Origin of the sequence: Vreelandella venusta (genome assembly GCF_007989605.1) — a bacterium.
In the GTDB taxonomy this organism is placed as follows: Bacteria; Pseudomonadota; Gammaproteobacteria; order Pseudomonadales; family Halomonadaceae; genus Vreelandella; species Vreelandella venusta.
Window position 1 is genome coordinate 1 of sequence record NZ_BJUL01000036.1, and the last position, 16,176, is coordinate 16,176.

Genomic DNA, 16,176 nt, shown 5'->3' on the forward strand with positions numbered 1-16,176 from the left:
TCTATTTTTATAAACTTTTTTATAAGCAGAACTGGCGTGCTCTGTGGGTAATTAGCTGTCGTCGTCTCGCACCGAAGAGGGGTGGCGGCAGAGTGGCTTGACGCTAATATCCATATAAGGGAATAGCGGTAGGTTACTGACGAGCTCTTGCAGCTCAGCATTGTCTTCCACGTCGAAAATACTGACGTTTGAGTAGCTACCCGCTACCCGCCACAGGTGGCGCCATTTGCCTTGACGCTGTAGGTCTTGGGAATACGCCTTTTCAGTCGCCTTAATCTCGGCCGCCTGCTCGGCTGGCATGTCAGTCGGCAACTTAACAGTCATCTCTACTTGAAACAGCATACGTCTCTCCTCTTGGATCGCGGGCAAAAGCAAATGATGGCTCTATTTACCGTGGCGTTTATTTACGCGAGTAGTGCGTTAATTTGTCTTCATCTAAGCTGATGCCCAACCCTGGACCTTTCGGCACTTCCACCCCGAATTCGGTGTAGTTGAGCGGTTCAACGACAATGTCATCTTTCAGCAGCAATGGGCCGAACATTTCCGTTCCCCAAGCCATCTCAGGCAACGTCGCCCAAGTGTGTAGAGAGGCCGCGGTGCCAATCGAGCCCTCTAGCAGTGTGCCACCATATAGTCCCACCCCCGCCACTTGCGCCACATGAGCGAGTTCGATCACGCCGTGAATACCGCCCGACTTGGCAATCTTCAGGGCGAAGGCACCATTAAAGCCGCCACAGACAAGATCTAACCCATCACGAGAATCCTGTACGGCTTCATCAGCTAGCATTGGCACGTTGAAGCGGTTAGCCAAGCGAACTAACCCAGCATGTTCGCGGGCAGGAATAGGCTGCTCAATCAAATCAATACCGGCATCCTGCAGCGCCTGAATACCCCGCACCGCCGTGGATTCATCCCACGCCTGATTAACATCAACGCGCACGCTGGCACGTTCACCCAGCGCCTCTTTGATCGCCGCCACGTGATGAACATCCTGATCAAGTGAGTTAGCGCCAATTTTCAATTTGAAATCGCAGTGCCGACGCTGCTCTAAACGCAACAATGCCTCATCAATATCCTTAGCGGTGTCACCGCTGGCCAGTGTCCAAAGCACGGGTAAGTGCGCTTGCTGTGCGCCACCGAGCAGCTCCGCGACACTCAAGCCCAAGCGCTTTCCCTGAGCGTCCAATAACGCAGTTTCTAGCGCTGATTTGGCAATCATATTGCCGCGGGCGTGGCGGTTGAGCCGAGCACGCAACTGGTGGACATTATTGGAGGGCTGGCCAACCAGCAGAGGGGCTAGATAAGTATCAATATTGCGTTTAATGCTCTCTGGGCTTTCCGGCCCGTAGGCTAAGCCACCAATAGTGGTGCCTTCGCCCACCCCTTCGATACCGTCGGAGTGGCGCATGCGTACAATCACCATGGTTTGGCAGGCCATGGTGGCCATAGAAAGTTTGTGGGGACGGATAGTCGGTAAGTCGACCAGCAGCGTCTCAATATATTGGATGACGGTTGACATGCAGGCTCCAGCGTCTGGCAATCGTTGACTTGATGTCAGTTTGATTGCGAGAGGAAGAGGGAACCAATATTGTTTAGGTGCTTAGCCATACCGAGGAGGTATCACAATAGGGTGGTGTGTGCCTAGTTTTTCGCAAATAGTAACTATCATTTCGCTGGCTCACCCTCTCACCACCTTCTTCATTCAACTACTATTTCTATATTTATCAATGCATTGAAGAATAAGGCCACTTTTAAAAACGACTAATCCAACAGTAGATGAATAACCAACGGAAAACTATAGCGATGCATTCAGCACACAAACTCTGCTACTAACTATTAAGGGGAGCTGTGTGTCTGAACGGATCGTTAACAGTGATCATTAGTTAACCGTATGTAACTCCCTCTAATGGGCTAGAGCTGCCATCATCTTTTGCGCGGCGATTACGTCATCGTGTGGGTCATGATTCCACAGCCACTCGAAGCGGCTTTCCAAATTGTTAATTAGCTCGGTCTCATCGTCGCCAATGCCCTTTCCTGCAAATTCGTAGACATCGCCCGCCTCATGGGAGGTACGCTGCACTTTGCAGGTACGGCTATGGCGTACTTGTTCAAAGGCAGACAACACTGTGCTCACGTTATGGCTACAGCAACTGGAATCCGCCAGCAGCGTCGCCAGCACATAGGCGTCCTCAAGCGCCTGACCGGCTCCAGCCCCCTGATGCGGCACTAGTGCATGAGCGGCATCACCAACAATCAGCACGCGGTCACGATGGTAGCGGGCAAGTTCAGGCAGCTCGTGCAGCGCCCAGCGTGTTGGCTCTGGGATACATTCAAGAATGGCTTGGCAAGCCGGGCTCCAACCTTCAAATACTTCTAACATTTCCTCCTGGCTAAAAGCTTGAACCCACTCTTCTCCTTCGGACAGTTTAGGGTTCGGTATGGAACGATCCGTTGTGAAGGCCACGACGTTAACAAGTTGAGACTGCTTAACTGGGAAAGTCAGAATATGGCGATCTTTGCCAAGATACATCTGAGGAACCAATGCTAGGCGCTTATCGCTGCCCTTGGTCTCCAGGGCAGTTTCCAACTGGTCAGTCGGGATCATGCCACGATAGGCGTATGTACCGCTCCAGAATGGGAGTATCTCACCGTACTCTTCGGGGGGTAGTACATGGCGACGCACTGCAGACTTGATGCCGTCGAAGCCGATAATCACATCGCCAGTAAAGTGCGTGCCGTCGTCAAAAAAGGCTGTGGCGCTATCAGTATCTTGATTCACCTCGATGCAGCGCTTGCCAAAGTGAGCGATGCCCTCTGGCAGATTGGCGACGATGGCATCCAGAAAATCGGCACGGTGTACTGAAGATTGGCCCACACCAGGGGCTAAACTGGCGGTTAAGTAGCCATCATCACTACCCCGCCGCCACTCAAACCACACATCCTCAAAGGGGGCGGGTGAAGAGTCGGCAATACGTTGATAGGGAGCCTCCAAGCCCAGCCGTTGAATTGCCTTCACAGCGTTAGGGCCAAAGGAAACGCCAGCACCAATTTCAGAAAACAGGGAAGCAGCTTCGAAAAGCTGAACATCAAGCTGGCTATCACGGGATAATGCAACGGCGAAGGCGACCCCTCCGATGCCACCACCGATGATGCCAATCGAAAGACGTTTTGGCTGTGTATTTGCTACTGTGCTGTTAGCTACCATGATTTAACTCTGCTCAGGGGCTTATCGTAATATGTTGAGCGCTATGCTCTCCCCCCTAACGCTATTTGGAAGCGTCAGCTGCCACCACACAGCTTCCTTCATTCAGACTATAAACGGCACTAATAACAAGATGAATCAACCAGTTAAAAACCTCTCTGACGGCTACATTCGACTATTGTGGAATACGTTGCGAGGCGCAAGGTGATGGAGAAACTTGCCAACATTGACCTGAATCTGCTGGTTGTTTTTGACTTGTTGTACCAAGAACAAAATACACAACGGGTGGCGCTGCGCTTGGGTATCACCCAACCGGCGGTGAGTCACGCACTGAAACGCTTACGCCACTTGCTGGAGGACGAGCTGTTCGAGCGCACGTCGCAAGGTTTGCAACCTACGCCCCGTGCAAGCCGACTTCACCCGGGCATTGCGGATGCGTTGTCGCGAATGAACGACACGCTGAACCTATGCGACGACTTTAATCCCGCTAAGAGTGAGCGCACTTTCCATATCAACATGACCGATATTGGTGAAATAGTATTTCTTCCACGCCTGCTGCAATATCTTTCACGACATGCGCCAGGGATTTCACTCAACACCGTGCGCAGCCACCATAATAACCTGAAAAACGAGATGGAGGAGGGAGAGATAGATTTGGCAGTTGGCCTGATCCCACAACTAGGGGCAGGCTTCTACCAGCAACGACTGTTCGTTCAACGCTACGTTTGCTTAATGCGTGAGCATCACCCGCTCGCTGCGGATGAGTTTAGCCTTGAGGAGTTTCGAACAGCGCATCACGCTGTGGTGGTTGCCCGGGGAACCGGGCATGGCATTATCGAAGAGCAGCTTGCACACGCCGGGGTTTTGCGCCCAGTTCGGTTAACACTGCCAAATTTCGCTGCAGTTCCCTACATTGTGAGCAACAGCGACCTAGTGGTGACAGTGACGGGTAAACTGGCCGAAGCGACGTGTGCACGATTTGGACTCACCATTCGCGAGCACCCCCTAGCATTTCCAGATATTCCCATTAATCTCTTCTGGCACCGCCGCTTTCATCAAGATCCCGGTAACCGCTGGCTGCGAGGATTAATGTTTAGCATGTTTTCCGAGTAAAGATCTTGGAGATGCTCTATTGTTTAAAGTAACGATCTTATGCAAATATCTCCGCAGCCATTTGGATAAAATTATCGAGCACAGGCGAGACATTACCCGCTCGCCATGCCAGCCACAGTGGCATATCACAAGCTGTTAACTCATCTAGCTCGATAAAATCAATGCCGGTCATAGGATGACAGCGACTGGCAGCGGGCACAATCGCCACCCCCAACCCTGCCGCCACCATACTGAGAATGGTAATATTATCAGCGCCATACTGGACAACACGGGGCTCAAAGTTTAGGCGAGAGAAGTGCGCAACCACTCGGTCGTAATAAACCGGTGAAATACTGCGATACCCCCACACAAATTCAGCCTCAGCTAGCTCCGCTAGTTTTTTCGGCGGTGTTTTCGACCAAGGCGAAGAAACCGGTACGGCGAGTATCAGGCTATCATGATGCAGTAAACGTGCCTCTATACCCGACGGTGTGTGATCATCGTGATAGATAATACCCACATCAAGATTGCCCAACTGCAGCTTCTCTAGTTGCGGGCCGGAAAGGAGCGGGAAGACATCCAGCGCCACCTGCGGATAGCGAGCACGGTAACTGCCCATGAGTTTGGCGACTTCAGTTACCCATAAATGCGTTACCGTTACGCCAAGACTCAGCTTACCCGTTTGACCACTGCCCAGCGCCAGCAGGCGCGCTTTGATATCAGCACGCTTATCTAGCATCCGCGTGGCTTCACTATAAAGTGCTTCTCCCGCCACAGTCAGACGAATACCACGTGCGTGGCGATCAAGAAGCTGAGTACCGATATTATCTTCCAACAGCCGCATTTGCCGCGTCAGCGCTGGCTGCGCAATATGCACCTTGCGACTAGCGGCAGAAATCGAGCCGGTCTCCACAACGGCAATAAAATATTCTAGCTGACGAAACTCCATAGGCTGTTTATCACCTCATATAAGTGTTTGCACCCACATTTAAAGGCATCTCGATAGCTACCACATCCTATGAAAATATCGCACACCCATGCCTATATGATATGCCTAATATCTAAAAGCTATATTTTTGGTATCTCTATTCTTGTTTCATAGTGAGGAAACAACTCAAAAACAAGACTCTCCATGGAGAGCAGGAACCCCCTATGAACAAAACCTACCACCTTCTGACAGGGTTGCACTTTGCGGTGTGCACCCTGGCGATGATCTGGCCCGGCGCACTGATTGCCAATCGTATCGAACCCACCGTGCTCGGTCTGCCCTTTCTATTTTTCTGGTACACCCTGTGGATGCTGATTCTATTTATCGGAATGTGGGTAGCCTTTGTCGTTCGCCATGGGGGTGGGCGCCATGAATGATTCGATTATTGTTGTCGGCATTACTTTGACCTACCTGGCCCTGGTTCTATGGGTGGGGCTTCGCGCTCGCGGTCAGGAAAGCTCCAGTTTGGAAGGCTATGTCGCGGGCGGTCGTCACGTGGGCGTAGTGATCTTGTTCTTCATCCTTGGCGCTGAAATCTTCTCCGCTTTCGCATTCCTGGGTGCGCCAGGCTGGAGCTATCAGCATGGTGCGCCAGCTTTCTATATCCTCGCCTACCTATCCCTGGTTCCCATCACCATCTGGGCCATGGGGCCACGCGTAGCAAAGCTAGGTCGCGAGCGAGGTTACCTCACCCAAGGCGATATGATTGCCGATCACTACCAAAGCAAATCGCTGGGCATGCTGGCCGGCGTGATTGGCGTGTTAGCACTGGTGCCCTACCTCACCATCCAGATTGCCGGTGCAGGCCTGCTGTTTCAGGCGGCTACTGATGGGTTAATACCCTTCTGGCTGGGTGCAATGTTGGCCTTTTTAGTGGTTGCCGCCTATGTCTTCTGCAGTGGCCTAAACGGTATCGGTTGGACCAACCTCATCCAGGGCATCATGATGATCGCCATCGCGTGGTTCCTGGGGCTGAGCATCTCCGAACGCCTCTACGGCGGCGTGGGCGAGATGTTCAGTCAGATCCAACTGACGATGCCCGAATACCTAACCATGCCCGGTGCCACCGGCATGAACTGGGGTTACTTCAGTACCGCGGTACTGGTCAGCGCGTTCGGCGGCGCCATGTGGCCGCATTTGTTTATGAAGTTCTACTCTGCTGATAGCGGCAAAACACTGCGTAAAGTCAGCGTCTTTTATCCTGTCTACGCCTACCTACTGGTGCCGCTGCTGTTTATTGGTTTTGCTGGCATCTTAGTGTTTGAGGATACCCCTTTAGAACGCTCCGATACGGTGCTCCTAGGTATGGTGATGGACGTGGCCAACTTTTCGCCCTGGGTTATCGGCTTAATGCTCTCTGGAGCGCTGGCCGCCGCCATGTCGACCGGCGCCAACTTAGCTCATACCGCGGCGGTGGTATTAGTCCGCGATGTGGTCGGCCCCACCATGATGAAAGGCGCCAGCGAAAAGGCGTTCGTCAGCGCAACACGCTGGAGCGTGCTCGGTCTGTCGCTGATTGCTTACCTGTTTGCCCTAGCCAATCCGTCATCGCTGGTGCTACTCCTGCTCGGCGCATACGGAATAATTGTCCAGCTATTCCCTATGGTTATCGGTGCCCTGTTTATGCCACAGCTACGCCGTGCCAGCGTTATGGCGGGTGCTCTTTTCGGCAGCTTGGCCTACCTGTTGATGGAGTTCGCCTGGAGCTCACCCTTTGGCTGGCACGCTGGTGTCTGGGCGATGCTGCTCAATGTCGTTGTTGTGGTGGCTTGGCAGGGGCTCACCAAGCCCACTGTTACCGACCACACACCTACCCATTTTTAATAAGTGCCAGGAGAACAGCATGAGTATCCGGACCGGTCGTTTAAATTTAAAGGACGCCATCGCCACTCAGCTAGAGACAGCATTCGACGATGTTCAGTCGCTCTACCGTCAGTTGCATCAAACCCCCGAGCTGCCCTTTCAGGAACATAAGACCAGCGCACGGCTCGCCGACGCTTTGGAAAGTGTCGGCTATGAGGTGACCCGCAACGTTGGCGGTACGGGGGTTGTGGCATTGCTGCGTAACGGCGAGGGCCCCACGGTCATGCTCCGCGGCGATATGGATGCCTTGCCCATCAAGGAAGAGACGGGACTAGATTTTGCCAGCTGTGAAACGGCTATCTCAGAAAATGGGAGCGAAGTGCCATTGATGCATGCCTGCGGACATGACCTACACAGCAGTTGCATTGTCGGCACTGCGGCCGTCATGGCAGGACTGAGAGAGCAATGGGCCGGCACATTGATGCTGATTTGTCAGCCCGCCGAGGAGATATTTGGCGGGGCAAAAGCAATGCTTAATGACGGTCTCTATACGCGCTTCCCTCGCCCAGACATTATTCTTGGCCAGCACAATATGCCCGCTCTTGCTGGCACCATCGGGCACCGCGCTGGTAGCGCTATGGCCGCTTGCACTAACTTGGCCGTTACCATACACGGCAACGGGGGCCACGGTTCCATGCCCGCCCAAACGGTGGACCCAGTGGTGATTGCCGCCCATGTGGTCACCCGCCTGCAGACCATCGTTGCTCGCGAGGTTCCGCCGGAGGAGACCGTGGTGGTAACGGTTGGCAAGCTTCACGCTGGCACCCAGGCCAACATTATTCCGCACTCGGCAGCGCTTGAGATCAATATCCGCAGCTTTGATAACGCATTACACAGCCAAGTGGTGGAATCTATCGAGCGTATCATTCGCGCGGAGTGCGACGCGGGGCGAGCGCCCAAGCCACCGACATTTAATTTGCTCAATGAAACCATCGCCTTAGACAACAACACGATGGCGGTTGAACATGTACGCCACGCCCACGCAGAGCATTTTGGTGATGCCAACCTTTATGACATGCCACGGCTTAACGGCAGCGAGGATTTCCCGTTTTTCGGCAACGCTGAAGCAGGCGCTTTCGGCGGAGAGGATATTCCCTACGTCTATTGGTTTATTGGAGCGACTCCCGCCGAGCGATGGGCGGCCACGCCAGGTACGAGCGTATCTCAGAAGATGCGCCACCTTGAAATGCCGCACTCGCCTTATTACTTCCCGGGCAACGATATGACACTGCGAACTGGCATAGAAGCCATGGCGGCAGGCGCTCTGGCATATCTAACCTAGTGTCACAGCAAACAAAACAGCAGGGCTATTGCCACTGCCGTTTTCCCACATTGATTCATTTATTGTGCTGCAAATAAGGCTTAGCCCACGCCGCTCGGGTGCTGTGGGCCGCCGTTTTGTTGGTGATTTGCCAGCTCCCCTGCGCTTTTATTAACGCAATGACATCCACCCAGGAATCCTCAAGGTTCTCACTGTTATCGAAACCGAGTAATACCGAGGCCACATCTCCAGCCTGAGTCACGGCGATAAAGCGGCTTTTCACCGGGCGATAGCTGGCTGCCCAACGCTCAAAACGCTCACTCACTCGCCCAGCAGCAAGTAGCCCGTCAGCGTCCAGCGCAAAAATCCACGCATCCTGATGAAACGCCTCCTTTAGCTTTTCAATACCTCCTTGAAAACCATCGACATATAGCTGCACTACACGCTTAATCTCGACAATCTCAGGCGCATCACCCATGACAGTGATATCCGTCATTACTTATCTCCTGTTTCCTAATTGTTGGTTTTAGATTTTGATAGCCCAAGCATCTCACGCGCTTGCTGCCAGGTAGCCACGGGGCGCTGGTACTTTTCGCACAACGCTACCGTGCGCTCGACTAATGCCGCATTGGAAGGCGCCAGCGTATTACTATCTAAGCGCACGTTATCTTCTAACCCAGTGCGGGTATGCCCGCCTGCCGCAATTGACCACTCATTCAGCAAGTATTGATTGGCACCAATGCCTGCGCCACACCAATGTGCATCGGGCGCCAGCCGCTTGAGCGTCTCGATGTAAAAATCAAACGTGGGTTTGTCCGCTGGCATCGCATTTTTAACGCCCATGACAAACTGCACGTAGAGCGGCGTCTTGAGCTTACCTTGCTTGGAAAGTGCCACGGCTTGGTGGATATGCGACAGATCAAACGCTTCAATTTCTGGCCTAATATCGTACTTAAGCATTTCCTCTGCCAGCCACTCCACCAACTGCGGCGGGTTTTCGTAAACACGGTTGGGGAAATTATTGGAGCCCACCGAGAGACTGGCCATATCAGGCTTCAGCGGCAGCATTTTGCCTCGTGTCTCCCCAGCCCCCGAGCGTCCACCAGTAGAGAGCTGAATAATCATTCCTGGGCAGTGCTTCTTGAGCCCTTCCATCAGGCGACCAAATTTCTCAGGATCGGATGAGGGGGTTTGATCATCGTTACGCACATGGCAGTGGGCGATGGTCGCCCCTGACTCGAACGCCGCCTGGGTGCTCTCAACCTGCTCTTCAACCGTAATCGGTACGGCTGGGTTGTTCTCTTTGCGTGGCAAACTGCCGGTAATGGCGACACAGATAATACAGGGCTGGGACATAGGAGCCTCTTTGTTCTTAATGCGAACAATAATTTTCATAACGAACAATCTAGGCCGTATACCTGGCACCGTCAAATCAGCATGGCTGCCAACGACATTGTCCGTCACGGTTCAGAAAGAGACATCGAAAACCAGGGGTACGATGGTATAAAGTGCGACCATAATCACCAGCAAACCAATAAGGTTGAGCCAGATACCTGCTCGAATCATACTCTTAATGGGAAGATCTCCGGTTGCGAAAGCCACGGCATTGGAAGGTGTCGCCACGGGCAGCATAAAGGCGCAGCTCACGGCAAAGGTCACCACCATGGTCATTAAGAAAGGTTCAATGCCCAGACCCACAGCAATAGAACCCATAATCGGGAAGAAGGCAGCCGCCGTCGCCGTGTTACTGGTGAGTTCGGTCAATAGAATTATTACGATAGCAGTGGTGGCTAGAATCAGGATCGGAGGTAACCCCGATAATCCCGAAACGCTTTCGCCAACCCAGGCGCTTAAGCCAGTGGCAGTGAACTGGGCTGAAAGTGTAAGGCCGCCACCAAATAAAATCAGCACACCCCAGGGCACATCCCGGGTGGCTGACCACTCAAGCAACGCCCCTTTTCCTTTAGAAGCAGGAACCACAAACATCAGAATAGCCGCGAGGATCGCCACGCTAGTGTCGTTGATGTTGGAAAGCCAAGGCAGCGCACTCTGTACAAGAGGAATCCGGGCGATTAATGGCAAAAATACCCAGCAGAACACTGCCCCTGCAAAAACCATCAGCACACGTGACTCTTCAGGCGATAGACGGCCCATTCCTTTAAGTTCTGTCTCAATCATCGCCCGACCGCCCTGAATATTCTCAACTTCCGAGCGGAAAACCAGCTTGTTCAGGACTAGCCAAGCCAGCATCAACATGGTGAATGAGAACGGCACCCCCACCAACATCCAGTGGCCAAAGCCGATACTAAGCCCATGGGTGTCTTCCATGTACGCGCGCATTAGCGCCATCGGCGGCTGGCCGATTAGCGTCGCCATAGAGCCGATGGTGATGGCATAGGCAATGCCCAACAGCACAGCGGCAGAAAACTTGGGCGTATCATCACCGTTACCCAGTGACTTCACCAACGCGATGATCGAGCCGCCGATGGGCACCATAATCACGGCGGTGGCGGTATTGCTCACCCACATGGTGATAAACCAGCTAGCGAACATCAAACCAAAGACAATTTGAGCCGGTTTAGTACCCACAGTAAGCACTGTTAGTAGCGCGAAGCGGCGATGTAAATTCCAGCGCTGCGTTGCCAAGCCCAGCAGTACGCCACCCAATACTAGAAAGACAATGCTGTGAGCATAGGGCGAGGCGGTCACACCGACCGAAGCAATATCAAAAAATGGGAACAGTACAAGCGGCAACAGCGACGTGACAGGAATGGGTATTGCTTCAGTCATCCACCAGATGGCCATCAATATCGCAATGCCCGCGACCAGTCGAGCATTGAAAGCCAGCGTTTCGGGTAAAAGAAAGAAAACACCTAAGCCAATAACGATACCCATGACGAGCGAGATTGGTTTGAAAGCAGGGGCTTCAGAGTGGGGCGTTTGTTCAACGGCCACGGTAGTTTGCGACATGATTATTTTACCCACAGAGCAATAACAGAGCTGGCGAGTATTACGTTTGAAGTGGCACGTTACCAATACCCATCAGGTTGTTACGTATACCCAACAGGTCAATGAGTCATGACTAAAAAAATACGTCTACAACTATTACAAAGAAACTTATCAGTCATTTAGTTGCCAAACTCGCGACGTTACCCCATCTTCAGTGGCCTCAGTGTTTAGAGTCAGAAGTAACTTTATTGTGTTTTATCACCAGTCGCTCGGCATAGGCTGAAGGGGAGTCCACCTATTTCACATTGGGCAATGTGCGACCAATAGATGACACTGTAGACGTCGTTACCTGTCGATGGGCGGTAGCCGCGACCTTGAAAGAACATTTACGTATACGTATATGGAGTGGCAAGAAACACGAGCCGAACTCTAACAATAGCACTGTGTTCGTCAACAGAAACCAGACGAAGTAGCTAGTCACAGTATCCGAAGACTTTGAGCACACCAGATCGTAGAAAAGACGCGGAGTATTCTAGAGACGCTGTGAGTGCGATAGCATTAGGTAATCTACACACACCCAGAGCTGGACAAATGGTGACACCACATGGCCGCTGATGACAGAACGATCCGAAGTGGCTGCCCTCGTGGAAAATAAATCTTTGGCATAAAAGACTAAAGTTTTGTTTTATAAATTCATTACAAGAAAATCTCCATTAAAGATGCAGAGATTTTGATTTTATTAGTCCAAAAATAAAGCGCTTAATATTGAGGGTACTCTAAAATACCTAGCAAAAAACTCTTAAGGTATAGCTTCAAACCTATTAAGTAATTGCTCTAGATTGCAGCGACTGTAATCCTCTCATGGCCTAACAAACATACTCAGATATAAGAAGGCTGTGAGATGACTACAAAGCCCCTTGTTGGACACTTATCAACCACCGCACGCACTCTCCCACTAGCAGTCGCTATAGCCGCAGTAGCCGTTGGTACTGCACACGCCAGTGAGAGGCTAGATGTCGCGAGCGCCTACTCTACTCAGAATCTCTTTGGTCAGAGCGCCGAGAACATCTCTGAAAGGATCAAAATGATGTCGGAAGGTGAATTTGAGTTCGCCGTCCATGATCCGGGCGAGCTCGTACCTCCTTTCGAGATCTTCAACTCGGTCTCTTCTGGTGCAATTCCCGCCGGTTGGACCAGTATCGCCTACCTCTCCGGCAACCTGCCCATTGCCAACCTCTATGGTGCTCTACCCTTCAGCCCTTCTGCAGAGGCCGTCTTCTCCTGGACGTCTGCTGGCGAGGGACGCGAGTTGTTACAGAAGGCCTTATCTCCCTACAACGTCAAGTTCCTGGCTTGCTCGTACCTGCCCCAGGAGCCAGGCGGCTGGTTCAACAAGGAAATCAACAGCACCGAAGACCTAAACGGTCTATCAATGCGAATCTCCGGATTGGGCGCACAGGTTCTGAATAAATTCGGAGCTTCAACACAATTGATTCCCGGGAACGAAGTCTACCTCTCGCTTGAGCGTGGTCGGGTTGATGCCGCCGAGTTCTCGATTCCCCAAGTTGATAGTGCGATGGGCTTGGACGAGATTGCCGAATATTATTATTTCCCCGGCTGGCAGCAGGGGGCGGGCTGGCTTGCACTACTCATCAACCAGGACGTCTGGGACGGCTACAGCAATGCACAACGTGAACAGATCAGCACCGCTTGTGAGGCCAATATTCAGCAAGAAGCTGATGAGGTGATCCCAGCCCAGGTCGAGACACTGCGCGAACTAGAAGAGAGTGGCGTCAAGATCCGCCGATTCCCTGATGAGGTTCTCACCGCTCTACACGATGGTTGGGATGAAGTGCGCAACGAACTGATGGACGAAAGTCCCGAGTTCGCCGAAGCGTACACCTCACTAATGGAGCATGCCGAAAAGATGCAGCAGTGGCATGACCTCCAGACTCTTCCTGTTAAATCAAATGTCCAAGGGGACTAACTATGGCTACTGCCCCTCTCGCCCCTTGGCGTGAGCGTGGCGCTGCGGTCTCTGCCGCCCTAGCCCGACCCTTGATCGGGCTAGGGCTATTGGTAGGTCGCGTCACCAGCTGGCTGGTATTACTGGTGATGGCGACTGTTCTGTTGACCGTACTGCTCAACGCTACTGGCATCAACGAGATTGCCCGCTGGAATGATAAGGTACTCCTTTTCGGAAATGCCCTGACCATCAACAGCATCACTGAGCTTCAGTGGCACCTTTTCGGTGTCTTGACACTGTTCGGAGGCACCTACGCCTTACATCACGATACTCACGTGCGCGTCGATCTGATTTATCAACGCTTATCGCCTAGTCATCGCGCCATGGTGGATGTGATCGGTCACTTGGTGTTGCTGATTCCCTTTTGTCTGCTGGTCGCTTGGCTTTCTAAGCACTTCGTGACGATGTCCTTAATGACAGGTGAGAAATCGAACTACGGGGGACTCACGGATCGCTATCTGATCAAAGCCATGCTCCCTATCTCTCTGGTTTTCCTAGCCTTGGGGGCCCTTGGCCAAGTATTCGAGAAGCTAACCATCATCCTTGACCCGCGAAAAGCGGAGACAGATCACGAGGTCAACAATGGCTGAATTCATCAGTGAATATTATTTGGCGATGTTGATGGTGATATCGCTGCTGGCCGGTATTTTTACCGGTTACCCTGTAGCGTTCCTGTTAGGCGGGCTAGGCATTATTTTCGCCTTCATCGGTGGTATTCCCGTTCCTTTCTTGGCCACAGTAGGATCACGTATCTATGGTGGTGTGGTCGAGAATTGGTTGATGATCGCCATCCCGCTCTTCGTTTTTATGGGCCTAATGCTTGAGAGTTCCGGCGTGGCGAGGCGATTGCTACTAACTTTACAGCGTGTATTCGGGCGGACGCCCGGTGGACTTGCCATTTCTGTAGCTATTCTGGGCGTAGTGATGGCTGCCAGCACGGGTATCATTGGTGCATCGGTTGTCATGCTTGGCCTACTAGCGTTACCCGTGATGATGCGGCAAGGGTATCGCCCGGAGATGGCCTGCGGGGTGATAGCGGCTTCCGGTACGCTCGGGATTCTCATCCCCCCCTCCATCATGCTGGTACTCATGGGTTCGATTCTCCAAGTATCGGTAGGTGACTTGTTCAAAGCCGCGCTAATTCCTGGGCTGTTACTCGGCGCCCTCTATGTTGCTTACCTATTGATCATCGCTCGTATCAAGCCCCACTGGGCGCCGCTGCCGGACCTCGACGCCACCGACACATCTCCTCTCGCATTGGCCTTGGCGCGTGACCTGTTTGGCCCATGCGTGCTGATCTTCGCAGTATTAGGTTCAATCATGGCAGGGATAGCTACACCGACGGAGGCTGCGGCAATCGGTGCATTGGGCAGCATGATCCTTGCGCTACTGATGCGCAGCATCAACTGGAACACGTTACGTAAAACCGCACAGGAGACCGCTCGCACCTCGGCGATGATCCTGTTCGTAGTAATCGGCGCTACCTGTTTCTCAGTCGTCTTCAAGCGGCTAGGTGGTGATTACATGATCGAGGCCTTGATCACCGGTACGGGTCTTGGCCCTTATGGTTTGCTAATGCTGATTATGGGATTGATCTTTGTGCTTGGTTTCTTCCTGGAATGGATTGAGATCAGCTTTGTGGTTCTCCCCCTCGTGGCACCTGTGGTAGAGATTCTAGATTTCGGGTTGGGACTAAGCAGCCAAGCCATTCTGATCTGGTTTGCCATTTTAGTCGCCATAAACCTGCAAACGAGTTTCCTCACACCGCCCTTTGGATATGCGCTGTTCTACCTTAAAGGAATCACGGAAGGTAAGATTGGAATCGGCACGATTTATCGCTCGATCATTCCTTTCGTTTTTCTCCAAATCACTGGGTTGGCTCTGTGCATATTTTTCCCTGCAATAGCACTCTGGTTACCCGGCTTAATGCCTTAACTCCTTTAACATAGTTTCTTCTCGAGTTCGTCAATATTTAACAAGGAATGCATAATTAAATTTGAACTAAATAACCCAAAATAACTGCTCACACTCTGACACATCAGAGCGACGCACTGATATTGCTTGATAAAGTTGTACTTCAGCGTGGCTCTTTGTCGCAGAAGGCTGTCACCTTTTTTAACAGAGTCTTCGCTCATCCTTGAACCGAGCATATTCACGACGCAGCTGTTTTAGCTATTTAGAAAGATACATGTCATTCGTCTGATTACTGGAACCTGCCAATGGTTCGACGTGAAATTTATTATGCCACGTATGCAGGGTGTTGACGTTCACGCCCAGCTCTCTGGCGGCTGGGCGATGACTGATTTGATTCTATCGCCAGTTTTGAGGGCCAATTCTCTGCATTAGTTGGTATAAGAACTGGTTTTCTTCTAGGTCATGACACACCTCTAAAAGCAAAAACCATCTACGTTAGTGTCCGGTTTTATTGAACTACTACAATCTCATTACCCGACACCGCAACCCTGAAGATCGACGATTGGTGGTAGTGAGCTAACCAAGAAAGGAGAAGCGTTACGAGAAGCCGTAGAGCCTGCTGTTGAGAGAAGCCGTAGAGCCTGCTGTTGAAGAGATTCAAAGTGATACCCTAGGCCGCTTAATACCGGGGAGCAACAGATGCTGCTTTCTCTAGTGCAAAAGATCCCTAATGATAATAATTTAAACCGTTTGCCAGCGCGCCTAAGCGGGAAGATAGCACTGTCAACAACTTTGCGAAGTTTCATAGTATTTAAGCAAAAAAGCCCAAGCGATCACTTGGGCAATGAGAACAGAATGAGAGTAAAGCGATAAGTATTAAC

At 52.0% G+C, this 16,176-nt stretch carries 14 protein-coding genes; 7 read left to right on the forward strand and 7 right to left on the reverse strand.

Annotated features, from left to right (window positions below; all coding sequences use genetic code 11):
- Positions 1-51 precede the first annotated feature (51 nt).
- The 3 genes from catC to salA all read right to left on the reverse strand — a co-directional run bounded on the left by catC (position 52) and on the right by salA (position 3,205).
- Positions 52-342, reverse strand: coding sequence for a muconolactone Delta-isomerase (gene catC, locus HVE01_RS19195; RefSeq protein ID WP_146945411.1), 291 nt, complete (start codon positions 340-342; stop codon positions 52-54).
- A gap of 58 nt (positions 343-400) precedes the next feature.
- Entirely contained in the window at positions 401-1,519 is a 1,119-nt protein-coding gene (locus tag HVE01_RS19200) for a muconate/chloromuconate family cycloisomerase (protein WP_146945412.1), read from the reverse strand.
- Between the two features lie 384 nt (positions 1,520-1,903).
- The gene (gene salA / locus HVE01_RS19205) at positions 1,904-3,205 is read right to left on the reverse strand and encodes a salicylate 1-monooxygenase (protein ID WP_146945413.1); all 1,302 of its coding nucleotides are present in this window, start codon (positions 3,203-3,205) and stop codon (positions 1,904-1,906) included.
- Positions 3,206-3,409: 204 nt separating this feature from the next.
- On the opposite strand from salA, the gene HVE01_RS19210 reads away from it, so the two are divergent.
- Positions 3,410-4,315 (forward strand): LysR family transcriptional regulator, encoded by a 906-nt coding sequence (locus HVE01_RS19210; protein ID WP_146945414.1) that lies wholly within the window; start codon positions 3,410-3,412, stop codon positions 4,313-4,315.
- Between the two features lie 37 nt (positions 4,316-4,352).
- Here HVE01_RS19210 and HVE01_RS19215 read toward each other — a convergent pair whose 3' ends face one another.
- Positions 4,353-5,243, reverse strand: a complete 891-nt coding sequence (locus tag HVE01_RS19215) for a LysR family transcriptional regulator (protein WP_146945415.1) — start codon at positions 5,241-5,243, stop codon at positions 4,353-4,355.
- A 203-nt stretch (positions 5,244-5,446) separates the two neighbouring features.
- Here HVE01_RS19215 and HVE01_RS19220 point away from each other — a divergent pair, with 203 nt between their 5' ends.
- From HVE01_RS19220 to HVE01_RS19230, 3 genes are read left to right on the forward strand one after another with little or no spacing between them, the layout of a single operon-like run.
- Positions 5,447-5,659, forward strand: a complete 213-nt coding sequence (locus HVE01_RS19220; protein ID WP_146945416.1) for a hypothetical protein — start codon at positions 5,447-5,449, stop codon at positions 5,657-5,659.
- A complete protein-coding gene (locus HVE01_RS19225) occupies positions 5,652-7,106 on the forward strand; it encodes a sodium:solute symporter family protein (RefSeq protein WP_146945417.1) in 1,455 nt (484 codons plus the stop codon). The genes HVE01_RS19220 and HVE01_RS19225 overlap by 8 nt, the downstream gene beginning before the upstream one ends.
- 19 nt (positions 7,107-7,125) lie before the next feature.
- Entirely contained in the window at positions 7,126-8,427 is a 1,302-nt protein-coding gene (locus tag HVE01_RS19230; RefSeq protein WP_146945418.1) for an amidohydrolase, read from the forward strand.
- Positions 8,428-8,482: 55 nt separating this feature from the next.
- Here HVE01_RS19230 and HVE01_RS19235 read toward each other — a convergent pair whose 3' ends face one another.
- The 3 genes from HVE01_RS19235 to HVE01_RS19245 form a co-directional block, all read right to left on the reverse strand.
- Positions 8,483-8,902, reverse strand: a complete 420-nt coding sequence (locus tag HVE01_RS19235) for a nuclear transport factor 2 family protein (RefSeq protein ID WP_146945419.1) — start codon at positions 8,900-8,902, stop codon at positions 8,483-8,485.
- A gap of 17 nt (positions 8,903-8,919) precedes the next feature.
- The gene (locus HVE01_RS19240; protein ID WP_146945420.1) at positions 8,920-9,762 is read right to left on the reverse strand and encodes a 3-oxoadipate:acetyl-CoA acetyltransferase; all 843 of its coding nucleotides are present in this window, start codon (positions 9,760-9,762) and stop codon (positions 8,920-8,922) included.
- Positions 9,763-9,873: 111 nt separating this feature from the next.
- Positions 9,874-11,376, reverse strand: a complete 1,503-nt coding sequence (locus tag HVE01_RS19245) for an SLC13 family permease (protein WP_186808879.1) — start codon at positions 11,374-11,376, stop codon at positions 9,874-9,876.
- Positions 11,377-12,256: 880 nt separating this feature from the next.
- Here HVE01_RS19245 and HVE01_RS19250 point away from each other — a divergent pair.
- Genes HVE01_RS19250 through HVE01_RS19260 form a run of 3 tightly spaced genes read left to right on the forward strand, consistent with a single transcriptional unit; the run spans position 12,257 to position 15,316 of the window.
- Positions 12,257-13,342, forward strand: a complete 1,086-nt coding sequence (locus tag HVE01_RS19250) for a TRAP transporter substrate-binding protein (RefSeq protein ID WP_146945421.1) — start codon at positions 12,257-12,259, stop codon at positions 13,340-13,342.
- A gap of 2 nt (positions 13,343-13,344) precedes the next feature.
- Positions 13,345-13,971, forward strand: coding sequence for a TRAP transporter small permease subunit (locus HVE01_RS19255; protein WP_146945422.1), 627 nt, complete (start codon positions 13,345-13,347; stop codon positions 13,969-13,971).
- Entirely contained in the window at positions 13,964-15,316 is a 1,353-nt protein-coding gene (locus HVE01_RS19260; protein WP_146945423.1) for a TRAP transporter large permease, read from the forward strand. The genes HVE01_RS19255 and HVE01_RS19260 overlap by 8 nt, the downstream gene beginning before the upstream one ends.
- Positions 15,317-16,176: the final 860 nt, after the last annotated feature.